The following is a 25,650-nucleotide window of genomic DNA, read 5'->3' on the forward strand; positions in this document are numbered from 1 at the left end:
GGATTCAGACACCCGCAATCTGCAACGTGCCGTACAACAGGCTGATCGGCTGCGTGGAGGCGAGCTGCGTCACCTCGCCCCTGTCGGAATCGAGGCGGAACAGCGCAACGGCTTGGTTGGCGTCCGTCGCGCTGAAATAGAGACTGTCGCCGACCGCGCGCAAATTCGTGGGCTGCGTCCATGTTGTGTCGTGCGATCTGTCCGTCACCATGCGGGTGCCGGCCTCGGTGCCGTCGCTCATCCACAGCCCCCGTCCATGGATGCCGTCGTCGGCGGTGAAGAACAGCAGTTCGTCCACCACGGTGAAATCCCCGATGCCGGAGCCTTCGCCGCCCGGCGCGATGTCCTTCACCATGCGCGTCCCCTGCGCCGTTCCGTCCGAAATCCAGAGTTCGGCGCCATGCTCCCCATTGCTTGCCACCAAGGCGATCCGGTCGCCGAAGGCGCTGAACCGGCTGGGCAGGGAAAAGCCGGCCGACGGGAAATCCTTTACCAGCACCGTGCCTTCCGGAGTGCCGTCACTCTTCCACAAATCCTCTCCGCGGTTGAAGAACAGCGTGTCCTCGACCGCGGTCAGCACCACCGGGCGCCCGATCCGCGGGTTGTCCCCAAGCCCGTCATAGAGCCTGACCGTGCCCTCTTCGGTTCCATCCGTGACCCACAGCTGACTGTAGGACCCGGCGCCGTCCCAAGCAGTCAGGAACAACTGATCGTCGACCGCCGTGAAATGCGCCGGGAAGATGGGCAGCGGGACCGGCGGATCGAACGGCCCGGGATAGAAATCCTTGACCAGCATCGTGCCCGCCTCAGTACCGTCCGACCGCCACAGCGCTCTGCCATGCTCACTGTCGGTCGCCGAGAAGAAAAGTTCGTCGCCGACCGCAGTCAAATTGTAGGGATAAACCCCGGTCATGGGGCCTCCGATGTCCTTCACCATATGCGTGCCGGCGGCCGTTCCGTCGCTCACCCACAGTTCCGCACCGTGCTGGCCGTCATTTGCCTGGAAGAAGACCTGACCGTCCACCACGGTCAGCGACATGGGCGACGAGCCCTCCCCGCCCGGACTGATGTCGGCCACCAAGCGGGTTCCGGCCGGGGTCCCGTCGGTGGACCACAATTCGCGACCATGGACGCCGTCGTCGGCGCTGAAAAGCACGCGCCCGTTCAATTCCACGAACTCCGCCGGTTCGGAAGAAGCCGAACCCGGCGCCATATCCCGTAGCAGGAAGGCGCGGCGTCCGTCGGTTCCCCACAGCTCGTTGCCGTGTGTGCCGTCCGTCGCCGCGAACACGGCGCTGGCCTTCAGCGGACCGTCTTTCAGCCGCAGATTCTCGGCGGTGAGGTCCTCTCGCGACAGGCCCATCAGCTTCACGCCGTCGCGCGGCCCGAAATCCAGAACCAGCCCGTCGCTGTCCTGGTGGGAGCGGGCAAGCACATCGTCCAGACTGCGGATTCCGCTCCAACCTCGCAGATCCAACAAGTCGCCGCCGGCCCCGCCCTGGAAATCTCCGATGCAGTCCCAGCCATCGCCGGGCCTGAGGACGAATCGGTCGCTGCCGCCACCGCCCTCCATATAGTCGTTGCCGCGATTGCCGACGACGGTGTCATCCCCCTCTCCGCCGAACAGAAGGTCGCGACGCCCGCCGCCCGTGATCGTCCGCCCGGATGCGCCATGATCCTGCGCGTGGTTCAGTTCCATGACCGTCCCCTTTGCGATGACATCTGCAACGCCAGGGAAATCTACACTCTTTGGTTGTTGTCCCGAAGGACGCGGTCAGCCACTGCCCTATCGTCCAACCACCTACCCCGGTCCGGGCGAAAGGGAGGCCGGCCATCCCGACAGAAAGAGGTACTCACGCTCACCTGACGAAATGCCGCAGGTGGCGCGGTTGACCGCCGGCCGGAGGCGCAACTAATATACCAGCAACTGGAATGGTAGTATGCAACGCCACGAACGGTACCGAAGCGGCACCGCTCCCGACGATGGCCGGACTGCTCCAGGAGACTGTGCTTAAACGCGAAGAACCGCCGCCCGACGCGGCGTGGAAGCCTGGAATGCGGCTTCCGCGTCCGCCCTTCGGCGCGCCCCCGACCGATTCGGAACATGGCCGATCCGGAACATGACCGATCCGGGATCGGCGGGGGTGCGGGATCGAACATCGGCGGCGGTGACGCGCGTCCTGGCTGGAGACGCCAAATCATGAGCGAACAGATCATTGCCGACGCCGCCACCGTGCAGTCGGCGGAGCCGGTCGGCAGGGCCGGCGGCATCAGCAAGGCGGCGGTCACGGTAAGCAAGGCCATCGGCCGCTACCGCTGGACCATCTGCGCCCTGCTCTTCTTCTCGACCACCATCAACTACATGGACCGTCAGGTCCTGGGCCTCTTGAAGTCCACGCTGATGGGCGACATGGGCTGGACCGAGTCCGACTATGGCGACATCGTCGCCGCCTTCTCGCTGGCCTATGCCTTCGGCTACATCGGCTGCGGCCGGCTGATGGACAAGGTCGGCATCCGCATCGGCCTGCCGGCCGCCGTAGCCGGCTGGAGCTTCTTCGCCTGCATCCACGCCTTCATGGGCAGCGTCTTCGGCTTCAAGGTGGCGCGCGCCGGCCTGGGTCTGACCGAGGGCGGCAACTTCCCGGCCTCGATCAAGGCGGTGTCGGAGTGGTTCCCAGCCAAGGAGCGCGCGCTTGCCACCGGCATCTTCAATGCGGGATCCAACGTCGGCGCGGTCGTGGCGCCGATCCTGGTGCCGATCCTGCTGGTCGCCTTCGGCTGGCAGGCGGCGTTCCTGGTCACCGGCGGCATCGGCTTCTTCTGGGTCATCGCCTGGCTGCTGATCTACCGCAAGCCGGAAGAGCATCCGAAGCTGACGGCCGAGGAGTTGGCCTATATCCGCAGCGATCCCGTGCTGCCGCAGGAAAACATCCCCTGGATCAAACTGCTGAGCTACCGCGGCACCTGGGCGAACATCGTCGGCACCTGCTTCTCGGCTCCGGTCTGGTGGTTCTATCTGAACTGGGTCCCGGGCTTCCTGAACAAGCAGTATGGCGTCAACCTGTTCGGGGCGATGCTGCCGCTGATCATCATCTACACCATGGCCGATTTCGGCAGCGTCGGCGGCGGCTGGTTCTCCTCCCACCTGATCAAGCGCGGCATGAAGCCGCTGCGCGCCCGCAAGCTGACCTTCCTGGTCTGCGGCCTGTGCGTGCTGCCGGTGTTCTTCGCCTCCACCGTGTCCAACATGTGGCTGGCCGTGCTGCTGATCGGCATCGCCGCCTCCGCCCACCAGGGCTATTCCGCCAACGTCTACACCATCGTGTCCGACACCATGCCGCGCAACGCGGTCGGCTCGGTGGTCGGCATCGGCGGCTTCTGCGCCTACTTCGTCGGCATGTTCGTGTCGATGGGCGTCGGCCGCCTGCTGGACGCCACCAACGGCAACTATCAGGTGCTGTTCGGCATCGCCTCCGTCCTCTACCTCGTCGGTCTGGCGATCATGCACTTCGTGCTGCCGAAGACCGGGTCGGGCCGCACCCCGGCCGGCATCGAGGTCTGAAACTTTCGCCCTACGCTCCGGGGCACCCCGCCCCGGAGTCCTTCCGAACCATCCAAGCCTGACCGAATGACGGTGCACCGGCCCCCCGCGACACTCCGCGACAGCGGAAAAAGGGTGACCGCAGCGACCGCCGCGAACCGGAGCCCATCATGCCCGACGCGAACACCGCCCTGCTGGCGGCCCGTCCTTCCCAAACGCGCCTTTCAACCGAAACCCTCCGCCGCCTGCCGGAAGCGGTCGAACGCCCCGCCTACGACCGCGCGGCGGTGACGCCCGGCATCGTCCATATCGGCCTCGGCGCCTTCTGCCGCGCCCATCTCGCCACCTACACCGACGACGTGCTGGCGACCGGCGACAAGGATTGGGGCATCGTCGGCGTCGACCCGCTGTCGCCGGCCATCCGCGACGCGCTGAAGCCGCAGGACTGCCTCTACACTCTGCTGGTGCGCGAGGAGAACCGCGACCGCCTGCGCGTGGTCGGCTCCTTCCTCGACGCCATGGTCACCGCCGACCAGCTGGAGCAGGTGCTGGCCCTGACCGCAAAGCCGGAGATCCGCATCGTCACCCTGACGGTCACGGAGAAGGGCTATTGCCAGGATGCCGCCACCGGCTCGCTGGACGAGGCTCATCCGCTGATCCGCGCCGACCTTGCCGATCCCGCCGCCCCGCGCAGCGTCCCCGGCCTGCTGTGCGAAGCCATCCGCCGCCGCCGTGCCGCCGGAGTGGCGCCCTTCACCGTGCTGGTCTGCGACAACCTCGCCCAGAACGGCATCAAGGTTAAGGGCATCGTCGTCCGCTATGCCGAACTGCGCGACCCGGAGCTTGCCGCCTATATCGCGGAGCAGGTCAGCTTCCCCTGCACCATGGTCGACCGCATCACGCCGGCCACCCAGGACGCCGACCGCGCCACGGTGGACGCGGCGCTGGGCTGCGCCGACGCCTGGCCGGTGGTGACGGAGCCGTTCAAGCAGTGGGTGATCGAGGACCGCTTCCCGCTCGGCCGCCCGGCCTGGGAAAAGGCCGGCGCCATCCTGGTCGACGACGTTCACCCGTTCGAGCTGATGAAGCTGCGCTGCCTGAACGGCGCCCATTCGCTGCTGGCCTACCTGTCGGTAATCGCCGGGATCGAGACCATCGCCGACGCCATGGCCGACCCGCAGCTGCCCGCCGTGATGCGCCGGCTGTGGGCGTCCGACCTGATCCCCACCCTGCCGCCGGTGCCCGGAACCGACATCCCCGCCTACACCGCCGCGCTGGAGGCGCGCTTCCGCAACCCCGGCATCCGCCACCGCACCATCCAGATCTCTTCCGACGGGTCGCAGAAGCTGCCGCCGCGCCTGCTGGAGCCGGCCCGCGAGCTGTTCGCCGCCGGCAATGCACCGAGGGTGATCCCGCTGGCCGTCGCCGCCTGGATGCGCTTCCTGCTGGAAAAGGACGAGGCCGGCAACGTCTACACCGTCGCCGACCCGATGGCGGCGGCGCTGACCCGCATCGCCCGCGTCCATGCCGGTGATGCCGGCGCGCTGGCGGCGGCCCTGTTCGCCGTCGAGGACATCTTCGCCCCGGAGCTGGTCGCCGAGGCCGGCTTCCGCGACGCGGTGGTCCGCCATCTCGACAGCCTGATGACCGTCGGTGTCCGCAAAACGCTGGCCGCCTTCCTCGCCACCCCGTGAATCGCGGCGGTCACGACCGCTGCAAGCAAACCCGCTTTCTTGAAAGGACCATATCATGCAGGAAACCTGGCGCTGGTTCGGCCCGGACGATCCCGTCACCCTGGAGAAGGCCCGTCAGGCCGGTGCCACTGGCATCGTCACGGCGCTGCACCACATGAACCAGGGCAGCGTCTGGACCACCGAAGAGATCATGAAGCGCCACGCCATGGTCGAGGCCGCCGGCCTGACCTGGTCGGTGGTGGAGAGCATCGGGGTGGGCGAGGAGATCAAGACCCGCACCGGCGATTTCCGCACCAAGATCGACAATTACAAGCAGTCGATCCGCAATGTGGCCCGCGCCGGCATCCCGGTGATCTGCTACAACTTCATGGTCATCACCGACTGGAGCCGGACCAACCTGATGCACCGGCTGCCGAACGGCGGCTATGCCCTGCGCTACGACAGCGTCGATTTCGCCGCCTACGACCTGTTCGTGCTGAAGCGCCGCAACGCCGAGGCCAGCTACGATCCCGCCCACGTCGCCGCCGCCAAGGCGCGCTTCGAGGCGATGGCCGTGGAGCAGGTGGCCGAGCTGGAGCGCAACCTGATCGACTGGCTGCCCGCCCGCGACTTCGCCTATGACCGCGACAGCTTCCGCGGCATGCTGGAGCTGTACCAGGAAATCGGTGTCGAGGATCTGCGCGCCAATCTGGTCGAGTTCCTGCGCGAGATCACGCCGGTGGCGGAAGAGGAAGGGGTGCGGCTGTGCATCCACCCCGATGACCCGTCCTTCCCCATCTTCGGCCTGCCGCGCGTAATGTCCACCGCCGACGACGTGCGGGCGATGTTCAACGCGGTGCCGCAGGAAGCCTGCGGGCTGACCCTGTGCACGGGGTCCTTCGGGTCCAACCCGAAGAACGATCTGGTGGCGATGGCGAAGGAGTTTGCGCCACGCATCCACTTCGTCCATCTGCGCAACACCACGCACGAGCCGGACGGGTCCTTCTACGAGGCCGACCATCTCGGCGGCGACACCGACCTGATCGGCGTGGCCGCGGCGCTGATCGACGAGGAGGCCCGCCGCCGGCAGGCCGGCCGCGCCGACGCCCAGATCCCGATGCGCCCCGACCACGGCCATCTGCTGGGCGACGACATCGGCCAGACGATGAACCCCGGCTACTCTTTCGTCGGCCGGCTGAAGGGCCTCGCAGAGCTGCGGGGCGTGATGCGGACCATCGAGGCCTTCCGCGAGAAGCGGGTGGCGTGACGGCGGGCGTGACGGTGGCGGGGGCTCTCTCCAGTGCGGGGAGAGGGGCCCCGTCGCCGAGCGCGCGTCAGGGACGACCCTCGCCGTCCGCCGGGCAGATGGCCGCCGGGCAAAGCGGCCCGCTCCCCGCAGCGGTCAGGGTCAGGTCGAAAGACTCGGCGGGAACCGGATGGCCGAGATAGCGGCCCTGGGCATAGACGCAGCGCACCTCACCGGCCAATGCCTGCTGTTCCCCCGTCTCGATTCCTTCCGCGATCACCGTCAGGTTCATGCTGCGGGCCAACGCCACGATGGCGCGCCCCATCTCCTGGTTGCCCGGGTTCCGCGCCATGTCCTGCAGAATCGCCTGATCGATCTTCAGGAACTCCACCGGCAGCCGCCGCAGATGGCCCAGCGACGCATAGCCGGTGCCGAAGCCGCTGATGGAGAAGGCGACCCCCAGCGTCCGCAACGTCTGCATCGTCCGCGTCGTCTCATCCGACGGCGACAGCATGGCGGCTTCAGGCAGTTCCAGGATCAGCCGGTCGGGCGGGACGCCATGGCGGGCGAGGCAGCCGGCGACCTGCTCCTCGAAGCCGAAATGGCGGAGCTGCAGGGAGGACACCGGAACGGTCAGACGCAGGCCGGCGGCGTCACGGTCGCGCCAGTCCGCCAGCTGCCGGCAGGCGGCATCCAGCAGCCAGCCGCCGACCGCCACGATCAGTCCGTTGGCCTCGGCAAGATGCAGGAATTGATCGGCGGAAAGCAGGCCACGGTCGGGATGGTTCCAACGCACCTCCGCCTCGGCACCCGCCAGCAGGCCGCTGGCGACATCCACCACCGGCTGGAGGAACAGCGCAAGCTGGCCCTTCGCCACCGCCTCGTGCAGTTCGTTCTCCAGTTGCAGATGCGCCAGGGCGTCGGCGTCCATCGCCGGGTCGTAGAAGGTCCAGTTGGCGGTGCCCAGGCGCTTGGCATGGTACATCGCGACGTCGGCGTTCTTCACCAGAAGCTCGGGGTCGGTCCCCTGGTCGGGGGCGAAGGTGACGCCGATGCTGGCGGAGATGTGCAGGGTCTGGCCGGCGATGTGGAACGGCTCCGACAGGCAGTCCAGCAGGCGGCGGGCCACCCGCTCGGCATCCTCGCGGTCGCCGATGTCGGACAGGATCACCGTGAACTCGTCGCCGCCGATCCGGGCGATGGTTTCGGAATCGCGCAGGCAGCCGGCCATCCGCTGCGCCGCCTCGCGCAGCAGGACGTCGCCGGTCTGGTGGCCCAGCGTATCGTTGACCCATTTGAAGCGGTTCAGGTCGATGAACAGCAGGGCCATCCGGTTGCGCAACCGCAACGCCCGCCGCAGCGCCTGCCGCAGCCGGTCGTAGAACAGCGGCCGGTTGGGAAGTCCGGTCAACGCGTCGTAATTGGCCTGGTGCCGGATGGTCTCCTCCGCGCGGCGGCGGGCGGTGACGTCCTGGATGGCGGTGATCAGGCCCAGCACGAGGCCGTCGGAATCGTGGAACGGCTCCCCCACCTCCTGAAGGTCGAGATGTCCGTCTCCTGAGCGGGTGATGCGGTATTCGATGTCGAAGCGGCTGTTCTCCGCCCAGGCGCGGCGGTAGGCCTCCTGCACCTCCATACGGTGTTCCGGCTTCACCCGTTCGAGATAGAGGCCGATGGTGAGCAGGCCGGACTCGCCGGGCAGGCCAATCAGGTCGCGGAAATTGGCGGAGACCTCCAGCCGTTCCTCCGGCAGGTGGACCGTGTAGGCCAGCCGGGCGACGCGCTGCGCCTGGGCCAGCCGCGCCTCGCTGAGGCGCAGCGGCTCCTGCCGCTTCAGCCGGTGCAGCACGCGTTGGAACAGGAAGAGCAACGCCATCAAGGCCAGCGCGAAGCCGGCGGCATAGGGCGCGATCCGGCGGACCAGCGTGCCCCCGGGCTGTTCCGGCTTCCAGGTCAGGATACCGACCGGCTGGTCGGCGATGGCCTCCAGCGGCAGGCTGGCCAGGACCGGAAGAGCCGGGGTATCGATCGGGACCACACGCAACCCGGCGATCCGCCGCGACTCGGCAAGCTTCGCCAACTCGCCTTCCAGGGTGGTCAGGAACACCTGGACCGGCTGTTGCGGGTCGGGCGGCAGGGCGGCGCGTCCCTCCTCATACTCGATCACGCGGGCGCCGAAGACGAAGGGCGTCTGCCCGATATGAACGATGCCGCTGACCGGCCGGCCGGCGGTCCGCGCCGCCGCCAGCACCGGCAGCAAATCCGCAGCCTCCCGGGCGGCCGCGTCCAGATCGCCGCGCAGGGCGCCGTCCTTCGACGCATAGATCAGCCCGTCGCGGCCGTTCCAGGCATAGGAGCGGTCCAGCCCCCACAGGCGTTCCGCATAGGGACCGACGTTGGCATTGGCCCAGACGCCATCGAACGCGACCACCAGATGGTCGACGGCGTCGTTCCACAGGCTGTATTCCTCGGCCTTCTTCCCCATCGCGGCGCCCAGATCGGCCACCGCATCGACGATCTCCGCCTTCGTCCGCTCCGCCATTGCCGTGTCGATGCGCCGTGCCGTCTCCAGCGCCATGAACATCACGAATGCGATGGTCAGCACAACCATGGCGGCAAAAAGCAGGCCGGCCATATTGAGTCGGCGAGCATCGCCCGTAGCCCGATCGAAGATTTCTGGAGTGCGGGGAGAGATCATCGCGAAAGTTACCGGTTTTCGAATATCACAATTATTGTGCACTCCTTCCCGTTAATTTTCCGCTTATGAGAACAGTTCGCAAGGTACGCAGATCAATCTTTTCGCGCAGTCCTCCTCCTGTTGCGCGATACCTTGCCTTTCGTCATAGATCTGAGCTTCGCAATCCGGTGCAACCCGTAGGGGCCTTAGAATGGCAATGCCGGTGCGGGCGCCCCCTTCGGCCGGGCAGGGGCCGGCAGGCCGCAGGGCAGGAAGGCGCCGCGGCCGGGCGACGCCAGCAGGACGCCGTCGCGGCACACCACGTCTCCGCGCGACAGCGTGATCACCGGCCAGCCGGTGACCTCGATGCCCTCATAGGGGGTGTAGTCGACATCGTGGTGCAGGATGCCGTTGGTGATCGTCACCTTGCGCGCGGGATCCCAGATCGCGATGTCGGCGTCCGACCCGACGGCGATGGTACCCTTGCGCGGGTGCAGGCCATACATGCGGGCGGGGTTGGCGGCGGTCAGCTCGACGAACTTCGTCAGCTCCATGCGGCCTTTCATCACACCTTCGGAGAACAGCAGCGGCAGCCGGGTCTCCACCCCCGGAATGCCGTTGGGCACGCAGCGGAAGGGGGCCTTCTCGCCATTCACCTTCTTGCCACCCGCCCCGTCGAAGCGGAACGGCGCATGGTCGGAGGAGAAGATCTGGAAGGTGCCACCGGTCAGCCCGTCCCAGATCACCTTCTGGTTGGCGGCGTCGCGCGGCGGCGGGGAGCAGATGCATTTCGCTCCTTCGAATCCTTCCCCACCCAGGTCGTCGGCGGTCAGGAACAGGTATTGCGGGCAGGTCTCGGCATAGATGCGCAGGCCGCGCCCCTGGGCCCAGCGGATCTGCTCCACCGCGTCGGCGCCGGAGACATGGACGATCAGGATCGGCACGTCCACCAGCTCGGCCAGGGAGATGGCGCGGTGGGTCGCCTCGCGCTCCGCCACGCGGGGACGGGAGACGCCGTGGAAGAAGGGCGCGGTCTGGCCGGCGCGTTCCAGCTTCTCGGTCAGCCAGGCGATGCAGTCGGCATTCTCCGCATGCATCATCACCATGGCGCCCTCGGACCGCGCGATGTCCAGCACCTCCAAAATCTGGCGGTCGTTCAGCTTCAGCGCGTCGTAGGTCATGTAGATCTTGAAGGAGGTGTAGCCGTCGCGGATCAGCGCCGGCAGCTCCTGCCCCAGGACCTGCTCGGTCGGGTCGGTGACGATCAGGTGGAAGGCATAATCGATCACCGGCTTGCCCGCGGCCCGGCGGTGATAATCCTCCACCGCGGCGCGCAGGGACTGGCCCTTCTGCTGGCAGGCGAAGGGCAGCACCGTGGTGGTGCCCCCGAATGCCGCGGAGCGGGTGCCCGACAGGAAATCGTCGGCCATCACCGAAGAGTCGCCGGTCGGCTGGTCGAAATGGACATGGCTGTCGACCCCGCCCGGCAGGACCAGCAGCCCGCCGGCGTCCATCTCCTCCCGCCCAGCGGCGAGCCCGCTGCCGAGCGCCGCCACCGTGCCGTCCTTCACGCCGACATCGGCCTTGAACACGTCCGACGCGGTGGCGACCGTGCCGTTGCGGATGACCAGATCGAAGTCCATGCTCCCCTCCCCTTCTTGGCGCGTCAGCTTCTTGGCACGTCAGCCGTGCAATTCCCGGAACAGGCTGCCCCAGCCCTGGACCCGGCGGGTGTCGACTCCGGTCATGCGCAGCGCCTTCCACAGCACGGTGGACACCGTGTCGTAGACGGGGATGCCCAGCGCCTTTTCCACCCGCTCCGCCACCGGGGCCCCGCGCATGTTGGTGCAGATGATGGCGATGGCCTCCGGCTTGGCCTCCGCCACCTCCAGACACATGCGCTCGATTTGCTCCTCGCTGATCTCGGAGAAGGAGAAGTTGCCGCGGTCGTTCAGGTGCCGTTCGGCCACCACCTCGAACCCGGCGGCGTTGTAATTGGCGACCATCGTCTGCTGGATCTCGTCCAGATAGGGGCTGACGATGGCGAAGCGCTTGCGCCCCGTCGTCTCCAGGATCTCGTTCAGCGCCAGCATGGAGGTGCAGGCGGGAATTCCCGTCTCATCCTCGATCGCCTTGCACAGCTTCACGTCGGCGTCGAAGCCGAGCCAGCCGGCCGAAGTGCCGTTCCAGCCGATCACGTTCAGCTGCGCATCGGCCAGCAGCCGGGCGGCATCCAGGAAGGGTGCGTCGGTGAACTGGTCGAGTGCCGCGGCGCGCAGCGAGATCTCCTTGACGGTGAAGCGGCCGAAATGGGCGCTCACCTCCGGCAGGCCGCTCAGCATGGCGGCGGTCACCGGTTCGAGCACCGTGTTGGAGGACGGGGTCAGCATGCCCAGAAGAACGCGCTTGGTCATCTCGGGGGACTCGTCTTTCTTTGAATGAGTGGGGTCAGGCACGCGCCCACAGGGCGCGGGCGGCCTTGTCGGCCTCGATACAGATCTCTTCCAAGTCGGCATGGACGGGGCGGCCGCCGTCGACCAGCGTCTCGCCCTCCACCAGCACCATCTCCACGTCGCCGCCGCGCCCGGTGTGGACCAGCGTTCCCAGCGGATTGATCAGCGGGCGCAGGTGCGGCCGGCGGGCGTCGAACACCACGAGGTCCGCCGCCTTGCCGACCGCCAGCGTGCCGATCTCGTCCGCCATCCCGACGGCGCGGGCTCCGCCCAGCGTCGCCATGCGGAAGACGTCGGCGGGCTGCCAGTCGGCGGTGACGCCGCCCTGGCCGATGCGTCCGGTGGCGAGCGCCCAGCGCATCGCCTCCACCATGTCGCCATGCTGGGTGTCGGTGCAGAGCGCCAGATTGACGCCCGCCGCCTTCAGCGCCGGGGTCGGTGCCAGCCTGCCGGAGGCGGCGTTGCATTTCGGCACATGGACGGCATGGGCGCCGGCCCGCGCCAGCCGGGCGATGTCGTGTTCGTCCACATAAAGGCAGTGGGTGGCGAGCAGCCGGTCGTTCAGCAGCCCGGTCTCCGCCAGCAGCGCCGCCGGAGTCATGCCGGTGGCAGCCTTCACCCGCTCCACCTCTACGCGGCTTTGCGCCAGATGGGTGTTGACGCGCATGCCGCGCTCCGCCGCCGCCTCGGCCAGCCTGCGCAGGAAGGCGGGGGAGCAGGTGTCGGGCGCATGGGCCGCCATCTGCACCCGGATGCGTCCGCCGCCGGCACCGTCCCAGCGGTCGTGCAGGTCGAGCGTCCGCCGCAGCAGATCCTCGCCCAGCGCCGCGTCGAAGCTCCAGTCGCCCTTCGGCACACGGGCGAAATCGACGTCATGCACCCGCCAGCCGGCATGGATGCGCAGGCCCAGGTCCGCCATGGCGTCCAGCGTCGCGTCGGCATGGACGAAATGGTCGCAGACCAGGGTGGAGCCGGCGAGCAGAGCCTCCACCGCGCCCAGCCGGGCCAGCGCGCGGGCCTCCTCCGGTGTCGCGTCGGTGCCCTTCGGCACGCCCGGCGTGTAGGATGGCGCGAAACCCAGGTCGGCGGCGACACCGCGCACCATCACCAGCACGGCATGCAGATGGGCGTTGACGAAGCCCGGCGTCACCAGCCGCCCCGGCAGCGCCAACGTCCGCTTGGCCGGCGGCGCGGCTTGTGCGGCCGGCGCCAGATGGACGATCCGCCCATCGCGAATGCCAAGCGCCGCATCCTCCATTACCCCAGCCTCGTCGCCGGTGATGATCGTCGCGCCGGTCAGCAGCAGGTCGAGCGGTTGCGGTTGGGAAGCCTCGGTCATGCCGCGGCGACCTGCCGCTGCTGCAGGCCCTCTTCCCGGATCAGGTTCAGGATGTGGCGCTTGTGGTCGTTGAAGCGCGGGCTGGTGATGTCGCGCGGGCGCGGCAGATCCAGTTCGATGCGTTCGCGCAGGCGGCCCGGCCGGCTGGTCAGCACCGCCACCTGGGTGCCCAGCACCAGCGCCTCGTCGACGCTGTGGGTGACGAAGACGATGGTGCAGCGCTGCTTCTGCCAGATGGCGACCAGCTCCTCCTGCATGTCCATCTTGGTCTGGGCGTCGAGCGCCGCGAAGGGCTCGTCCATCAGGATGACCTGCGGGTTCATCAGCAGGGCGCGGGCGATGCCGACGCGCTGGCTCATGCCGCCCGACAGCTCGGCCGGATAATGGTTCTCGAAGCCCTTCAGCCCGACGAGGTCGATGAACTCCTGCGCCGCGGCGCGGCGGTCGGCCTTGCGCCAGCCCTTCAGGCGCAGGTGGAAGGCGATGTTCTCCCACACCGGCAGCCAGGGCATCAGGTTGGCCTGCTGGAACACCATGCCGCGGTCCGCACCTGGGCCGTCCACCGGCTTGCCGCCGACGGTGACGGTGCCCTTGGTCGGCTTCTCGAAGCCGGCGATCATGTTCAGCAGGGTGGACTTGCCGCAGCCGGACGAGCCGAGCATACAGAGGAACTCGTTGCGTTCCACCGTCAGGCTGACGTCGTCGATGGCCAGCAGGTCGCGCTTGCGCTTGGCGTCGCTGTAGATCTTGGTGATGTTCTGAAGTTCGATGGAGGCCATGGGCTCAGCCCTCCCGGCTCTGGAGCGTGGAGGCGTGCTGCCAGTGCAGCGCCGCGGACATCAGCAGCTTGATCAGCGCGTCGGTGACGTAGCCCAGCAGCCCGATGCTGGCCATCGCGGCAAGGACGAGGTCGTAGCGCAGGAAGTAGTAGCTGTCCCACAGCACGTAGCCGAGCCCGCTCTTGACCGCGACCATCTCCGCCGTGACGGTCAGCATCCAGGCGGCACCGATGCCGATGCGAAGGCCGGCGAAGATGCTGGGCAGCGCCGCCGGGAACACCACATGGCGCAACAGCTGCTGTTCGGTGGCGCCCATCATCGAGGCGGCGCGGATCAGGTTGCGGTCGGCCGTCTTCACCCCGTGGATGGTGTTCATCAGGATGGGGAAGAACGCGCCAAGGAAGACCAGGAAGATCGCGGGCTTGTTGGCGATGCCGAACCAGATGATCGCCACCGGGATCCAGGACACCGGCGGCACCGGGCGCAGCATCTGGATGGTCGGCTCGATGGCGCGCTCCACCCAACTCCACCAGCCGATGGCGATGCCCAGCAGCACGCCGGTCGCCACCGCGATGCCGTATCCGGCGGCGACGCGCACCGCGCTGGACAGCGCATCGGCCAGCCAGCGCCCGCTGTTCGCCTGCGCCGTCTCGTCGAAGCCGAACACCCAGTCGGCCCAGCTGTGCAGCACGACGGAGGGCGCCGGCAGCAAGGCCGCCGGCAACAGGCCGGACCGCGACACGATCTCCCAGGCCGCGAGGATCAGGACGGGAACGACCGCGCGCTCCCAGGATTTAGACAATGCGGTCATGGAGCGGCCTTTCGAAGTTCTCGGTGTGGTGCCTGAGATGGGAGAGGCACAATTGCCCCCACCCCGACCCTCCCCCGCTGGGCGGGGGAGGGAGCAAGTACTTGTGCGGAAGAGCGGCGGCAGTCCCCTCCCCTGCCCAGCGGGGGAGGGTTAGGGTGGGGGCCGGAGACTGACGCCCCCTCAGCCCCCCAGCTCGCTCTTCGGCTTCTTCGTCACCGCTTCCAGAAACCGGTAGTCGATGTTCCGCACCGCGGCGTCCGACACGTCCTTGCCGATGTATTTCAGCTCCCGCATCATCGTCGCGATGGCGACGGTGCTGTCCTTGTGGATGGCGTAGTCGGGGAAGGCGTTTTCCAGGGACGCCGCCGCGATATCCTTGTTGAGCCCGGTATATTTGTTGATGGTGTCGACCCACACGGTGCGGTCGGTCTTCAGCTTGTCGACCAGCGCCACGACGGAAGCGACGGTGGCCTCGACCGCCTTCGGATGCTCCTTGATCACGTCGGAGCGGGTGACGATCAGGTTGGTCAGGTTGCCGGCCGCCTGGTCATAGGGCAGCGCGAAATGCGCGCCGACACCGGTGCTGCGGATCTGCGAAGCGAAGGGCTCCACTGTGCAGATCACGTCGACCTCGCCGCGCTGCAGGGCGGCGGCATGGTCGGATGGGTTGGGGATGTTGATGAACTGGACGTCCTTGTTGGCGTCGATGCCATGCTTCTGCAGGGCGCCGCGCATGTGGATGTCCTGCGCGTTCCCGCGCGATGCCGCGACGCGCAGCGGCTCGCCCTTCTCCTTGCGGGATGCCGCCAGCGCCTTCAGCCCGGCCCAGTCGCCCGCCTTCAGGTCGATGCCCTTGGCGGTGACGATCTCCGACCCGCCATTGACCTGACCGGAGATGGCAACGACGTCGAAACCCTTGTCCAGCGCAGTGACGTAGTGGAGGTAGGTGACCTGCGCCACGTCGATGCTCTTGGACACCAGCGCGGTCAGCACGTCGTTGCCGGAGTTGAAGTTGATCGCCTCGATCGACACGCCCTTGGCAAGATCGGGCGTCAGCGCCATCGGCAGGCAGTGGGCGCATTTGGCGAAGCCGAGCTTCACCGCTTCCGCATCGGCGGCCTGCGCCGTCGGAACGGCCACCGCCAGGGCGGACAGGGCCAGCGCGGTGGCGGTGATGGCGTTCAGGGAGAGAGACCGGATCGACATGAGGCTTCGGCTCCAGATGCGGTTGCGTTTCCACCTCTGTCGCAAGCACCGTGCCAGATTGTATACAAAATCTCTATTTCGTAATTGCTGTTTTAATACAGCCGCTTAATGTCGATTTGACGCGAAGGATCATCAACGAGGTTGCTTGCCTTATTTTTGAGCGCATGGCATCGTTTGAGCAAGAATGCCCAAGTATGCAGCAGAACAGCCCCGCCGGATCGACCATGGACAGCCCCGCAAAGACCACCAACGCCCCCCTGCGCCGTGAGACGCTGCATCACTCCGCGGTGGCGGAGTTGCGGGCCATGATCCTGGAGGGGGAACTGCCGCCCGGCCGCCGCGTGCCGGAGATGGAGTTGTGCGAACAGCTCGGCGTCTCGCGCACGCCGTTGCGCGAGGCGCTGCGCGTGCTGGCGGCCGAAGGGTTGGTGGAGCTGCGCCCGCACCGCGGCGCCGTGGTGACGCCGATCGATCCCAAGGAGATCGCAGCGATCTTCCAGGTGATGGAAGCACTGGAGAGCCTCGCCGGCCGGCTCGCCTGCGACAACGGTTCGGCAGAGGCGTTCGCGGAGTTGGACCGGCTGCACGGCGAACTCGTCGCCCAATTCCAGGCGGGGGAGCGCGCGGCCTATTCCACCACCAACCGCCGCATCCATGGCTGGATCGTCGCCATGGCCGGCAATCCGGTGCTGGAGGCAACCTACAAGGGCTTCGCCGCCCAGCTCAACCGGGCGCGCTCGCTGGCCAATTACGATGCCGACCGTTGGCAACATTCGCTGACGGAGCATGAGGCGGTCATGGACGCCCTGCGCCGCCGCGATGCCGCCACCGCCGCCGCCCTGCTGGCCGATCACAGCCGCCGCACCGCCGATGCGGTCCTGCGCACCTTGCGGCAGGGCAATGAGGCCGGTGCGGTTTCCGGGGAAGATGGCCGGTCGGTTTCCGACCACCCCGCCGGCATCGGCGTTCGTCAGTAAGCACCCATCACGAGGTTGCTGGGCGAACCGGCGACGAAATTCTCGATGTTGTCGATCAATTGGTCGGCCAACGCCTGCTGCGCCTCGTCCGACGCCCAGCCCAGATGCGGCGTGACGATGACGTTGGGCCGCCCGGCGATACGCATCAGCGGGCTGTCCGCCGGCGGCGGCTCGGGCAGCGTCACGTCGAAACCGGCGCCGGCGATCAGCCCCTCGTCCAGGGCCGTCACCAGATCCTCCTCGACCACCAGACCGCCCCGCGCGGTGTTGATGATCAGCGGCCGGCGCTTCATCCGGCGGAACTCGGGCATGGCGATCATGCCGCGCGTCTCGGGCGTGAGCGGGCTGTGCAGGGTGATGACGTCGCTGGTCTCCAGCACCACGTCCCACGGCGTGTAGAGCGGGCCGAGGCCGGACTTCCCCTTGTGCGCGGCGAACAGCGGAACCATGCCGAAGGCGCGGGCGATGTCGGCGACCCGCTGGCCCAGCACGCCCTCGCCGATGATGCCGAGCCGGGCGCCCTGCAGATCGTGGATCGGGTGGTTGAAGAAGCAGAACTGCCCGGACTTCTGCCACTCGCCATCCAGCACGTCCTGCCGGAAGGGCACGATGTTGCGGCGGAGCGCCAGCATCAGGGCGAAGGTGTGTTCCGGCACCGTGTTGATGGCATAGCCGCGGATATTGCTCACCGCGATGCCGTGCGTCCGGCAATACTCCTTGTCGACGCAGTCGGTGCCGGTGGCGGCAACGGCGATCAGCTTCAGCTGCGGCAGCCGTTCCAGCAGCTCGGCAGTCAGCTGCACCTTGTTGACGATGGCGATCTCGGCACCGGCCAGACGGTCCAGCACTTGATCCGGCGTCGTTTGGGCATGTTCCACCAGCTCATGCGGGAAGCCCGGCTTGCGCAGGCGGATCTGTGGGGCGAGGGTGGCACGGTCGAGGAAGACGATCTTGCGCATCACGATGTCCTTGGTCACGAAAGGGAGTGGCGGCGCGGTCAGAGCCGGCGCTTGACCTCGGCCACAATGTGGGCCGGAGTGATGCCGAAGCGTTCGAACAGGGCATCCACCGGGCCGGAGGCACCGAAGCCGCTCATGCCGATGAAGCCGCCGGTTTCGCCGACATATTTGTCCCAGCCCAGCCGGACCGCCGCCTCGATGCCGACGCGCACCGTGCCGGTGCCGATCACCTCCGCGCGGTAGGCGTCGTCCTGCCGGTCGAACAGTTCCCAGCAGGGCATCGACACCACGGCGGTGGGAATGCCCTCGGCCTGCAGGGTCTGGCGCGCCTCCAGCGCCAGCGCCACCTCCGAACCGGTGGCCATCAGCGTGACCAGACGCTTGCCGCCTTCTGCCTCGGCCAGCACATAGGCGCCGCGGTGCGTCAGATTCTCTGCACCGTAGGGACGGCCTGTCGCGGGCAGCGCCTGCTTGGAGCAGACCAGCATGCTGGGGCCGGTCCGGTGTTCCAGCGCGATCTCCCAGCATTCAGCGGCCTCGACGGCATCGGCAGGGCGCATCACCAGAATGTTGGGCATGGCCCGGAAGGAGGCGAGGATCTCCACCGGCTGATGCGTCGGTCCGTTCTTGCCGACAGCCAGGGAGTCGTGGCTGAAGACGTAGATCGCCGGCAAGCCCATCAGCGCCGCCATGCGCAAGGTCGGTCGCTGATAGTCGGAGAAGGCGAGATAGGTGACGCTGACCGGGATGATGCCGCCATGCGCGGCCATGCCGTTGACCATCGCCCCCATCGCATGCTCGCGCACACCGCAATGGACATAGGTGCCGGCGGGTTCCTCGGCGGTGAAGGAGGTGCGCGTGCGCTTGTGGTTGGTCGGCGCCTCCAGGTCGGCGCAGCCGATCATCATTTCCGGCAGGATGTCCGCCAACAGCGTGGCGATGTCGCCCGATGCCTGGATGGAGGGCTGGGCAACCCGTTCGTCGGCCATGCGCTTCTTGTAGGCGAGCAGCGCGTCGCGCCAGCCCTCGGGCAGCCGGCCCTCGATCACGCGGGTGAACTCGGCACGCTCCTTGTCCGGCAGGGCGGCGACGCGGCGGTGCCACGCGTCATATTCCCCGCCATGGCGCGCACCGGCGTCGCGCCAAGCCGACAGCACGTCGTCCGGCACGGTGAAGGACGGGTACGGCCAGCCGAGATCGGCGCGCGTCGCTTCCAGATCCTCCTTGAACAGGCGGGCGCTGTGGCCGCCGCGCTGGCCTTCCAGGCGCGGGATGCCGCGGGCGATCACCGTGCGGCAGGCGATCATCGACGGGCGCGGGTCCTTCTTCGCCAGCGTGATGGCCGCCGACACCGCCTCGACATCATGGCCGTCGACCTCCTGCACATGCCAGCCGGCGACGCGGAAGCGGGCGGCGACGTCCTCGCTGATCGACAGCACGGTGCTGCCGTCGTCGGTGATGCTGTTGTCGTCCCAGAAGAAGACCAGCTTGCCCAGCCGCAGATGGCCGGCAAGCTGGATGACCTCCTGCCCAACACCTTCCTGCAGGCAGCCGTCGCCGACGAAGGCGTAGGTGTGATGGTCCACCAGGGCGGGGCCGTATTTGGCGTTCAGATAGGCTTCGGCGACCGCCATGCCGAAGGCGTTGGCGATGCCCTGGCCGAGTGGGCCGGTGGTGACCTCGATGCCGGCGTCGGGATCATATTCGGGATGGCCGGCGCAATGCGATCCGAGTTCGCGGAAATTCCTGATCTGGTCGAGGGAGATGCGCTCGTACCCCAGCAGGTGCAGCAGGGAATAGAGCAGCATCGACCCATGGCCGTTCGACAGGACGAAGCGGTCGCGGTCCGGCCAGCGCGGATCGGCCGGATTGCATTTGAAGTGCTGGGTGAACAGGGCCGTGGCGATTTCCGCCATGCCCAGCGGCACGCCCTGATGCCCTTCGGTGGCGCGCTCGATGGCGTCGATGGACAGAAAGCGGATCGCATTCGCCATCAGGCGGGGGTCGACGGCTGCAGGGGGCGTCATGGGCGCAAATCTCCTCGTCGCGTCCACCCGGCGGGACGGCGACCGATGCACGCTGGGTGGGAGGGGCGATAGACGGAACGGACCGGCGGTGCGGCGGCGGCGCCCCCCGTTCGGGCAATACCGGATATACAGCCCACTCCGGCAGTTTGATCTCGGCATCGTGCCGAACCGGTGATTGTTGCCTTGGCGAGTTCTTTCGAACGGCTGCGGCGCGATGAAAGACTTGCATCACCCCGGACCATCTGACAAACGCATCGTTTGCAACAGGTCATGAATTGGATTCATCTATGACCGGCCGGCTTCCGCTGACCCAGCTACGCGCCTTCGAGGCGGCCTGCCGCCTGGGCAGCTTTGCCGCGGCGGCACAGGAAATGGCGGTCACGCCGTCCGCAGTCAGCCATGCCATCCGGGAACTAGAGCGCATGCTGGGAACGGTGCTTTTCCAGCGGTCGCCGCGGAAGATCGAACCGACGCCGGAAGGACAGACGTTGTATCGGCACGTCACACGCGGTTTCGATCAACTGCAACGCGGCCTGCAGGAGATCACGACCGCCGGTCCGGCGCGCATCAGGGTCCATTGCGCGCCGTCCTTCGCCGCGCAATGGCTGTCGCCGCGGCTCGGCCGCTTCCTGGGGCTTTTTCCGGCGGTGGAGCTGAAGCTGTCGGCCAGCCCGGACTATCCGCTGTTCCCGACCGAGGAATACGACCTCTCCATCGTCTATGGGGAGCCGCGCCAGACCGACGTGGTGGCGATCCCGCTGGGGCAGGAGACGGTCTGCCCGCTGTGCGCGCCGGCCACCGCGTCGCGGATCGCCGCCATCGACGACCTCCTGTCGGTCCCGCTCGTTCGGAGCGACCACAATCGGTTCACCTGGCCGATGTGGTTCGACGCCAATTCCGCCATAGCCGCCACCCCGGCGGGACCACGCTTCGACCGCAGCTTCATGGCCATCGCCGCCGCGGTGAATGGGGTCGGCGTCGTGCTGGAATCGACGCGCCTGGCGGAACGCGAACTGCAGTCCGGCCAGCTGGTGGCACCGCTGGAGGGACGGTCACAAAGCCTGCGGCATGTCGCGCATTGGATGGTCTGGCCGAAGGGCGCCGAACGGAAACACGCCTTCCGCTGCTTCGTGACGTGGCTCGTCGAAGAGCTCGGTGTCCCGAAGATTGACTTCGACAAGGCGGCCCCAGGCCATCGGACGCCGCCCGGTTGACGCATACGGATGCGATGGTATGTCGCTGGTATGACCACTTCATCGGCGCGCGGGAACGTGGTCTTAAAGGTGGAGGCGGGCGTTCGGTGTCCGCCCATATCCAACACCTTCTTTGCCGCGGGCGGGCTCAAGTTTGCCGCCCGCGAGACTGGAACCAGAATGTCAGTATCCGTTCTCGTCGCGAAACCGGCTTCGCCCGTCGAAGCCGGTCAAACCGCTTCTCACGCTCCGCTCAAGCATGGCAACCCGGCCGTCGTCGGCCTTGCCGGATTCGGGCTGTCGACTCTGCTTCTGCAGTTCCACAATGTCGGCTGGATCGATATCGGCCCGGTGGTCTGGCTCGGCCTGATCTTCGGCGGGGTGGCGCAGATGATCGCCGGCCTGCAGGAGATGAAGGCGGGCAACAATTTCGGCTACAGCGCCTTCACCTCCTACGGCTGTTTCTGGATTTCGCTGTGCCTGATCCTGATCGGCAACAAGACGGGCCTGTTCACCGTCGGCGAGACGGACATCGGCTGGTATCTGGTCGCCTGGACGCTCTACACCGCGATCATGACCATCGGCGCCATGCGGATCAGCCGGGTGCTGGGCCTGATCTTCATCACGCTGCTGGCCGGCTTCGTCCTGTTGGATCTGGCCCATTTCGCCGATCACGTCTTCACGGTGATCGCCGGCTACGAGTTGATGGTCTGTGCCGGTCTGGCGCTGTACGGCATGGCGCACGCCGTCTTCCTCGACGTCTTCGGCCGCGACGTGCTGCCGATGGGCAAGCCGTTCCTGCGCTGAAGGCCCGGCTCGATCCTCGCCGATGCTTGCACGATCCTCTTGGGGCTCTGTGAGCATCGGCATCCGGACGCTAGGATGGATGGCTGCGGACCGACCGGAATGGGAGCCTGCCATCCATGTTCAAGCAGACCGAATTCTCGCTGATCCTGGACCGCGTGACCTCCGACCTGGGGGACGGGGTCCATGAAACGCAGATCCCGCGGCTGGCGGTGATCCGCGCCAGCAGCCCGACCGAACGGCTCCACACCGTCTATGAGCCGTCCGTGTGCATCCTCGCGCATGGGGCGAAGCGCACCATTGCCGGCGACCGCATCCTGGATTACCGGGCCGGACACTACATCGCCGTGTCGCTGGACCTGCCGGTGATCGGACAAGTGGTCCAGGCGACGGCGGACAACCCCTTCCTGTGCCTGCGCCTGACGCTGGACCCGGCGCTGCTGAGCGGCCTTTTCCTGGAGGCCGGGTTGCGGCCGCCGCCGCAGGCCGAACAGGGCCTCGGCCTGACCACCAGCCTCGCCACGCCGGAGATGATCGACGCGGCGGCCCGCATGGCGCGTCTGCTGGAGACGCCGGACGCCATCCCGATGCTGGCGCCGCTGGTGGAACGCGAACTGCTCTATCGCCTGCTGACAGCCGACCATGGGGCCATGCTGCACCGCATCGCGCTGGGCGAGAGCCGCACCGCCCAGATCGGCCGCGCCGTGAAGTGGATCAAGGACAATTTCCGCGAACCGCTGCGCATCGAGACGGTCGCCGCCAAGGCCAACATGAGCCCGTCCGCCTTCCACCAGCATTTCAAGGAGGTCACGGCGCTCAGCCCCCTCCAATACCAGAAGCAGCTGCGCCTGCAGGAGGCGCGGCGGCTGATCCTTGCCAACCTGACCGATGCCGCCAGCGCCGGCTTCGCCGTGGGTTACGGCAGCCCGTCCCAGTTCAGCCGCGAATATGCCCGCCTGTTCGGGCTACCGCCGATCCGCGACGCCGCGCGCCTGCGCGCCTCCATGGCCGGCGAGGATGCCGGCGCCCGGCAGGCGGCGCGGGCCTGAGGGATTCTCCAGGTTCCGGAGGATCAGGCAATCCTGCCGGACCTCTGGTCTACCGGCCGCGGACCGCCCGCCCCTATTCTCTCCTCATCGGGACCGCAGCGGACAGCCGGTCCAACAGCGAAGAGGGAAGACGGACATGAGCAAGGTCTGGTTCATCACCGGCAGCGCGCGCGGCATCGGGGCGGAGGTTGCGAAGGCGGCGCTGGCCGCCGGCGATCGGGTGGTCGCCACCGGCCGCAAGCTCGACCAGCTGCAGGCGGCCTATGCCGGCCATGGCGACCGCGTGCTGACGGTGGCGCTCGACGTCGCCGACGAGGCACAGTCGGTGGCGGCGGTGCAGGCGGCGGTCGACCGCTTCGGGCGCATCGACGTACTGGTCAACAATGCCGGCTTCGGCCAGCTCGGCCAGTTCGAGGAGATCGAGGCGGCGGACATCGAACGGCAGTTCGCCACCAACGTGTTCGGCCTGTTCCACGTCACCCGTGCCGTCCTGCCGGTGATGCGTCGGCAACGGTCGGGCCGCATCCTGAACCTGTCCTCCATCGGCGGAGTCCTGGGGTTCGCCGGCGCCTCGGTCTATTGCTCGACGAAATTCGCGGTGGAAGGCTTCTCGGACTCGCTGGCGCTGGAGGTGGCGCCCTTCGGCATCCACGTCACCGTGGTGGAGCCCGGCTTCTTCCGCACCGACTTCCTCGACGGCAGCTCGGTTCGCTACGGCACCAGGGAGATCGCCGATTACTCCGCCCACTCGGCCGAGCAGCGGTCGACCTACGACAGCTACAGCCACAAGCAGCCGGGCGACCCGGCGAAGCTGGCCGCCGCCATGGTCGAACTGGCCGACATGCAGGAACCGCCCCGCCACTTCCTGGCCGGCTCCGATGCCGTGGAGATGGCCGGCGGTGCGGTCGAGCAGCGCCGTGCCGAGATCGCCGCTTGGCGGGACCGGTCGGTGGCGACCGACTTCGCAGCCTGACGGCGTGGGGACCGGGGGCGGCCACTCCGCCCCTGCCCTCCTCTCGCCTGGAGGATCAGGCAACCAACACCATCACGACAGGAGTTGCCGCCATGCTCTGCATCGGAATCGTCGCCGCATCGCTCGGCCTGCTTCTGCTGGTCGGCAGCGACCGCAGCTTTCAGATTCATACGCGCCATGAGGCGCACCGACCGGCGGCCAGTCCCTACCGCCCGCGAGGGGAGGAGTTGCTGGGATAAGGATCAGCCGATCACCGCCTCAAGACCCAAGCAAAGCCGCCACCAATTCTGAGTCCGCATCGGCAAGATCGTCGATGACATCGAAGTGATGGCGCCCGCCAGTCAGCCGCAGTTCGGTCGCTGCCCCCAGCCCATGCCAGATGTTGGCGAGCAGTTCCGTCTGCCGGACGAATTCCGGCCGTTCGGCGGCACCCGCCCAGCAGGTGATGCGGGTGCCCGGCCGCGGGCGCAGAAGGGCCGGGCTTTCCGCCGCGGCCTCCTTTTCGTCCAGATTCAACGTGGCCTTCATGCCGGTGTTCAGCAGCGGCCGCAGGTCGTGCAGGCCGCTGATGGAGACGACATGTTCCACCCGCCCCTGCACCTCCGCCGGCAATGGCGCGTCGGCACAGGCGAGGCGGCTGACCAGATGGCCGCCGGCGGAATGACCGGTCAGGCGCAACGGTCCCCGCTGGGCCTGCGCGATGGCCTCCACCGCACGCGCGACCTGCCGGGTGATGCCGGCGATGCGGCTTTCGGGGCAGAGCGTGTAGCTGGGCATCGCGACGGCCCAGCCGCGGGCAAGAGCGCCGGCCGCCAGATGTGACCAGCGCCCCTTGTCGAAAGCCATCCAATAACCGCCATGGATGAACACGACTGTCCCTTTGGCAGCAGCATCGGGGAGGAACAGGTCGTAGCGCTCCCGCTCCCCCTCGCCATAGGGCAGGTCCAACTCCGCCCGGCCGGCGACGGAACGCTCTGCCCGGAAGGCCGCCGCCCGCTCCGCCCAGCGTGCCGGATAGGCGTCGCCGCCGGGAATATAGGCGCTGTTGCTGTAGGCGTCGTCCCAATCGGTGATTGCCTGCAAGCCGCTCACAGCACCGTCCTCACGCGCCAGAGTTCCGGGAACAGCTCCACCGCCAGCATGTTGCGCAGATAGGACACGCCGCCGGTACCACCGGTGCCGCGCTTGAAGCCGATCACCCGCTCCACCGTCGTCACATGGTTGAAGCGCCAACGGCGGAAGTAATCCTCGAAATCCACCAGCTTCTCGGCAAGCTCGTAGAGCGGCCAATGGTCTTCGGGGGACTGATAGATGACCCGCCACGCCTCCGTCACGCCGTCATTGGGCTGATGAGTCTGCGACACGTCGCGTTCCAGCACTTCGGCCGGAACCGGGATGCCGTTGCGGGCCAGCAGGCGCAACGCCTCGTCATACAGGCTGGGGCGGGACAGTTCCTGTTCCAGCATGGAGTGGATTTCCGGGCGGTGGGCATGGGGCCGCAGCATCGCCGGGTTGCGGTTGCCCAGCAGGAACTCGATCTCCCGATACTGGTAGGACTGGAAGCCGGAGGACTGGCCGAGATCGTCGCGGAAGCGGGTGTATTCGCTGGGCGTCATCGTGCGCAAAACGTCCCAGGCGGAGTTCAGCTGCTCGAAGATGCGGGCGACGCGGGCCAGCATCTTGAAGGCGGGCGACAGCCGGTCCTCGCGGATCGCCTCACGCGCGGCGCGGATCTCGTAGACCGCCAGCCGCATCCACAGCTCCGACGTCTGGTGCTGGATGATGAACAGCATCTCGTCATGGGCGGTGGAACGCGGGATCTGCGCGCCCAGGATGCGGTCGAGCTGCAGATAGTCGCCGTAGGACATCCGCCCGTCGAAGGCCATCTGGGCGCCCTCGTCCGCCGGGTCGTAAGGCTTGCTCATGTCACGCCCACTCATGTC

At 67.6% G+C, this 25,650-nt stretch carries 21 protein-coding genes; 9 read left to right on the forward strand and 12 right to left on the reverse strand.

Features of this window, described 5'->3' with window-relative positions:
* Positions 1-4 precede the first annotated feature (4 nt).
* Complete coding sequence (locus FZ983_RS18125; protein ID WP_188092392.1) at positions 5-1,699, reverse strand: ELWxxDGT repeat protein; 1,695 nt, start codon at positions 1,697-1,699, stop codon at positions 5-7.
* Between the two features lie 501 nt (positions 1,700-2,200).
* Here FZ983_RS18125 and FZ983_RS18130 point away from each other — a divergent pair.
* The 3 genes from FZ983_RS18130 to uxuA all read left to right on the forward strand — a co-directional run bounded on the left by FZ983_RS18130 (position 2,201) and on the right by uxuA (position 6,481).
* The gene (locus FZ983_RS18130) at positions 2,201-3,562 is read left to right on the forward strand and encodes an MFS transporter (protein ID WP_149224924.1); all 1,362 of its coding nucleotides are present in this window, start codon (positions 2,201-2,203) and stop codon (positions 3,560-3,562) included.
* A gap of 149 nt (positions 3,563-3,711) precedes the next feature.
* A complete protein-coding gene (locus FZ983_RS18135) occupies positions 3,712-5,235 on the forward strand; it encodes a mannitol dehydrogenase family protein (RefSeq protein WP_149224925.1) in 1,524 nt (507 codons plus the stop codon).
* A 55-nt stretch (positions 5,236-5,290) separates the two neighbouring features.
* A complete protein-coding gene (gene uxuA / locus FZ983_RS18140) occupies positions 5,291-6,481 on the forward strand; it encodes a mannonate dehydratase (protein WP_149224926.1) in 1,191 nt (396 codons plus the stop codon).
* 67 nt (positions 6,482-6,548) lie between these two features.
* Here uxuA and FZ983_RS18145 read toward each other — a convergent pair whose 3' ends face one another.
* From FZ983_RS18145 to FZ983_RS18180, 7 genes are all read right to left on the reverse strand, one after another.
* Positions 6,549-9,095 (reverse strand): EAL domain-containing protein, encoded by a 2,547-nt coding sequence (locus FZ983_RS18145; protein ID WP_188092393.1) that lies wholly within the window; start codon positions 9,093-9,095, stop codon positions 6,549-6,551.
* A 248-nt stretch (positions 9,096-9,343) separates the two neighbouring features.
* The gene (gene hydA, locus FZ983_RS18150) at positions 9,344-10,780 is read right to left on the reverse strand and encodes a dihydropyrimidinase (protein WP_149224928.1); all 1,437 of its coding nucleotides are present in this window, start codon (positions 10,778-10,780) and stop codon (positions 9,344-9,346) included.
* A 39-nt stretch (positions 10,781-10,819) separates the two neighbouring features.
* Positions 10,820-11,551 (reverse strand): aspartate/glutamate racemase family protein, encoded by a 732-nt coding sequence (locus tag FZ983_RS18155; protein ID WP_149224929.1) that lies wholly within the window; start codon positions 11,549-11,551, stop codon positions 10,820-10,822.
* 34 nt (positions 11,552-11,585) lie between these two features.
* Entirely contained in the window at positions 11,586-12,929 is a 1,344-nt protein-coding gene (locus FZ983_RS18160) for an amidohydrolase family protein (protein WP_149224930.1), read from the reverse strand.
* Positions 12,926-13,708, reverse strand: coding sequence for an ABC transporter ATP-binding protein (locus FZ983_RS18165; protein WP_149224931.1), 783 nt, complete (start codon positions 13,706-13,708; stop codon positions 12,926-12,928). The genes FZ983_RS18160 and FZ983_RS18165 overlap by 4 nt, the downstream gene beginning before the upstream one ends.
* 4 nt (positions 13,709-13,712) lie before the next feature.
* On the reverse strand, positions 13,713-14,519 hold the full coding sequence (locus FZ983_RS18170; RefSeq protein ID WP_149224932.1) for an ABC transporter permease: 807 nt from the start codon (positions 14,517-14,519) through the stop codon (positions 13,713-13,715).
* 180 nt (positions 14,520-14,699) lie between these two features.
* Positions 14,700-15,725, reverse strand: coding sequence for an ABC transporter substrate-binding protein (locus FZ983_RS18180; protein WP_149224934.1), 1,026 nt, complete (start codon positions 15,723-15,725; stop codon positions 14,700-14,702).
* Positions 15,726-15,919: 194 nt separating this feature from the next.
* Here FZ983_RS18180 and FZ983_RS18185 point away from each other — a divergent pair, with 194 nt between their 5' ends.
* Positions 15,920-16,702 carry a GntR family transcriptional regulator gene (locus FZ983_RS18185; RefSeq protein ID WP_247883813.1) on the forward strand — a complete coding sequence of 261 codons (783 nt, stop codon included), beginning with the start codon at positions 15,920-15,922 and terminating at the stop codon, positions 16,700-16,702.
* On the opposite strand, the gene FZ983_RS18190 is transcribed toward FZ983_RS18185, so the two are convergent.
* Both FZ983_RS18190 and tkt read right to left on the reverse strand, forming a co-directional pair.
* Complete coding sequence (locus tag FZ983_RS18190; protein ID WP_149224935.1) at positions 16,696-17,661, reverse strand: D-2-hydroxyacid dehydrogenase; 966 nt, start codon at positions 17,659-17,661, stop codon at positions 16,696-16,698. The genes FZ983_RS18185 and FZ983_RS18190 overlap by 7 nt on opposite strands.
* A 38-nt stretch (positions 17,662-17,699) precedes the next feature.
* Positions 17,700-19,688, reverse strand: coding sequence for a transketolase (tkt, locus tag FZ983_RS18195; protein WP_149224936.1), 1,989 nt, complete (start codon positions 19,686-19,688; stop codon positions 17,700-17,702).
* Between the two features lie 287 nt (positions 19,689-19,975).
* On the opposite strand from tkt, the gene FZ983_RS18200 reads away from it, so the two are divergent.
* The 5 genes from FZ983_RS18200 to FZ983_RS34165 all read left to right on the forward strand — a co-directional run bounded on the left by FZ983_RS18200 (position 19,976) and on the right by FZ983_RS34165 (position 23,946).
* Positions 19,976-20,902, forward strand: a complete 927-nt coding sequence (locus FZ983_RS18200) for a LysR substrate-binding domain-containing protein (protein ID WP_149224937.1) — start codon at positions 19,976-19,978, stop codon at positions 20,900-20,902.
* Between the two features lie 159 nt (positions 20,903-21,061).
* Complete coding sequence (locus FZ983_RS18205) at positions 21,062-21,688, forward strand: GPR1/FUN34/YaaH family transporter (RefSeq protein ID WP_149224938.1); 627 nt, start codon at positions 21,062-21,064, stop codon at positions 21,686-21,688.
* A gap of 116 nt (positions 21,689-21,804) precedes the next feature.
* Positions 21,805-22,734: an AraC family transcriptional regulator gene (locus FZ983_RS18210; protein ID WP_149224939.1), complete on the forward strand. Its 930-nt coding sequence runs from the start codon at positions 21,805-21,807 to the stop codon at positions 22,732-22,734.
* 136 nt (positions 22,735-22,870) lie between these two features.
* Positions 22,871-23,707 (forward strand): oxidoreductase, encoded by an 837-nt coding sequence (locus FZ983_RS18215; RefSeq protein ID WP_149224940.1) that lies wholly within the window; start codon positions 22,871-22,873, stop codon positions 23,705-23,707.
* A gap of 92 nt (positions 23,708-23,799) precedes the next feature.
* Positions 23,800-23,946, forward strand: a complete 147-nt coding sequence (locus FZ983_RS34165; protein ID WP_188092394.1) for a hypothetical protein — start codon at positions 23,800-23,802, stop codon at positions 23,944-23,946.
* A 19-nt stretch (positions 23,947-23,965) separates the two neighbouring features.
* Here the strand turns inward: FZ983_RS34165 and FZ983_RS18220 are convergent, their stop codons facing one another.
* Entirely contained in the window at positions 23,966-24,799 is an 834-nt protein-coding gene (locus FZ983_RS18220) for an alpha/beta hydrolase (RefSeq protein WP_149224941.1), read from the reverse strand.
* The gene (gene kynA / locus FZ983_RS18225; protein ID WP_149224942.1) at positions 24,796-25,632 is read right to left on the reverse strand and encodes a tryptophan 2,3-dioxygenase; all 837 of its coding nucleotides are present in this window, start codon (positions 25,630-25,632) and stop codon (positions 24,796-24,798) included. Before kynA ends, FZ983_RS18220 begins: the two co-directional genes overlap by 4 nt.
* Between the last annotated feature and the right edge of the window lie 18 nt (positions 25,633-25,650).

This window comes from Azospirillum sp. B21 (genome assembly GCF_008364825.1).
Lineage (GTDB): Bacteria > Pseudomonadota > Alphaproteobacteria > Azospirillales > Azospirillaceae > Azospirillum.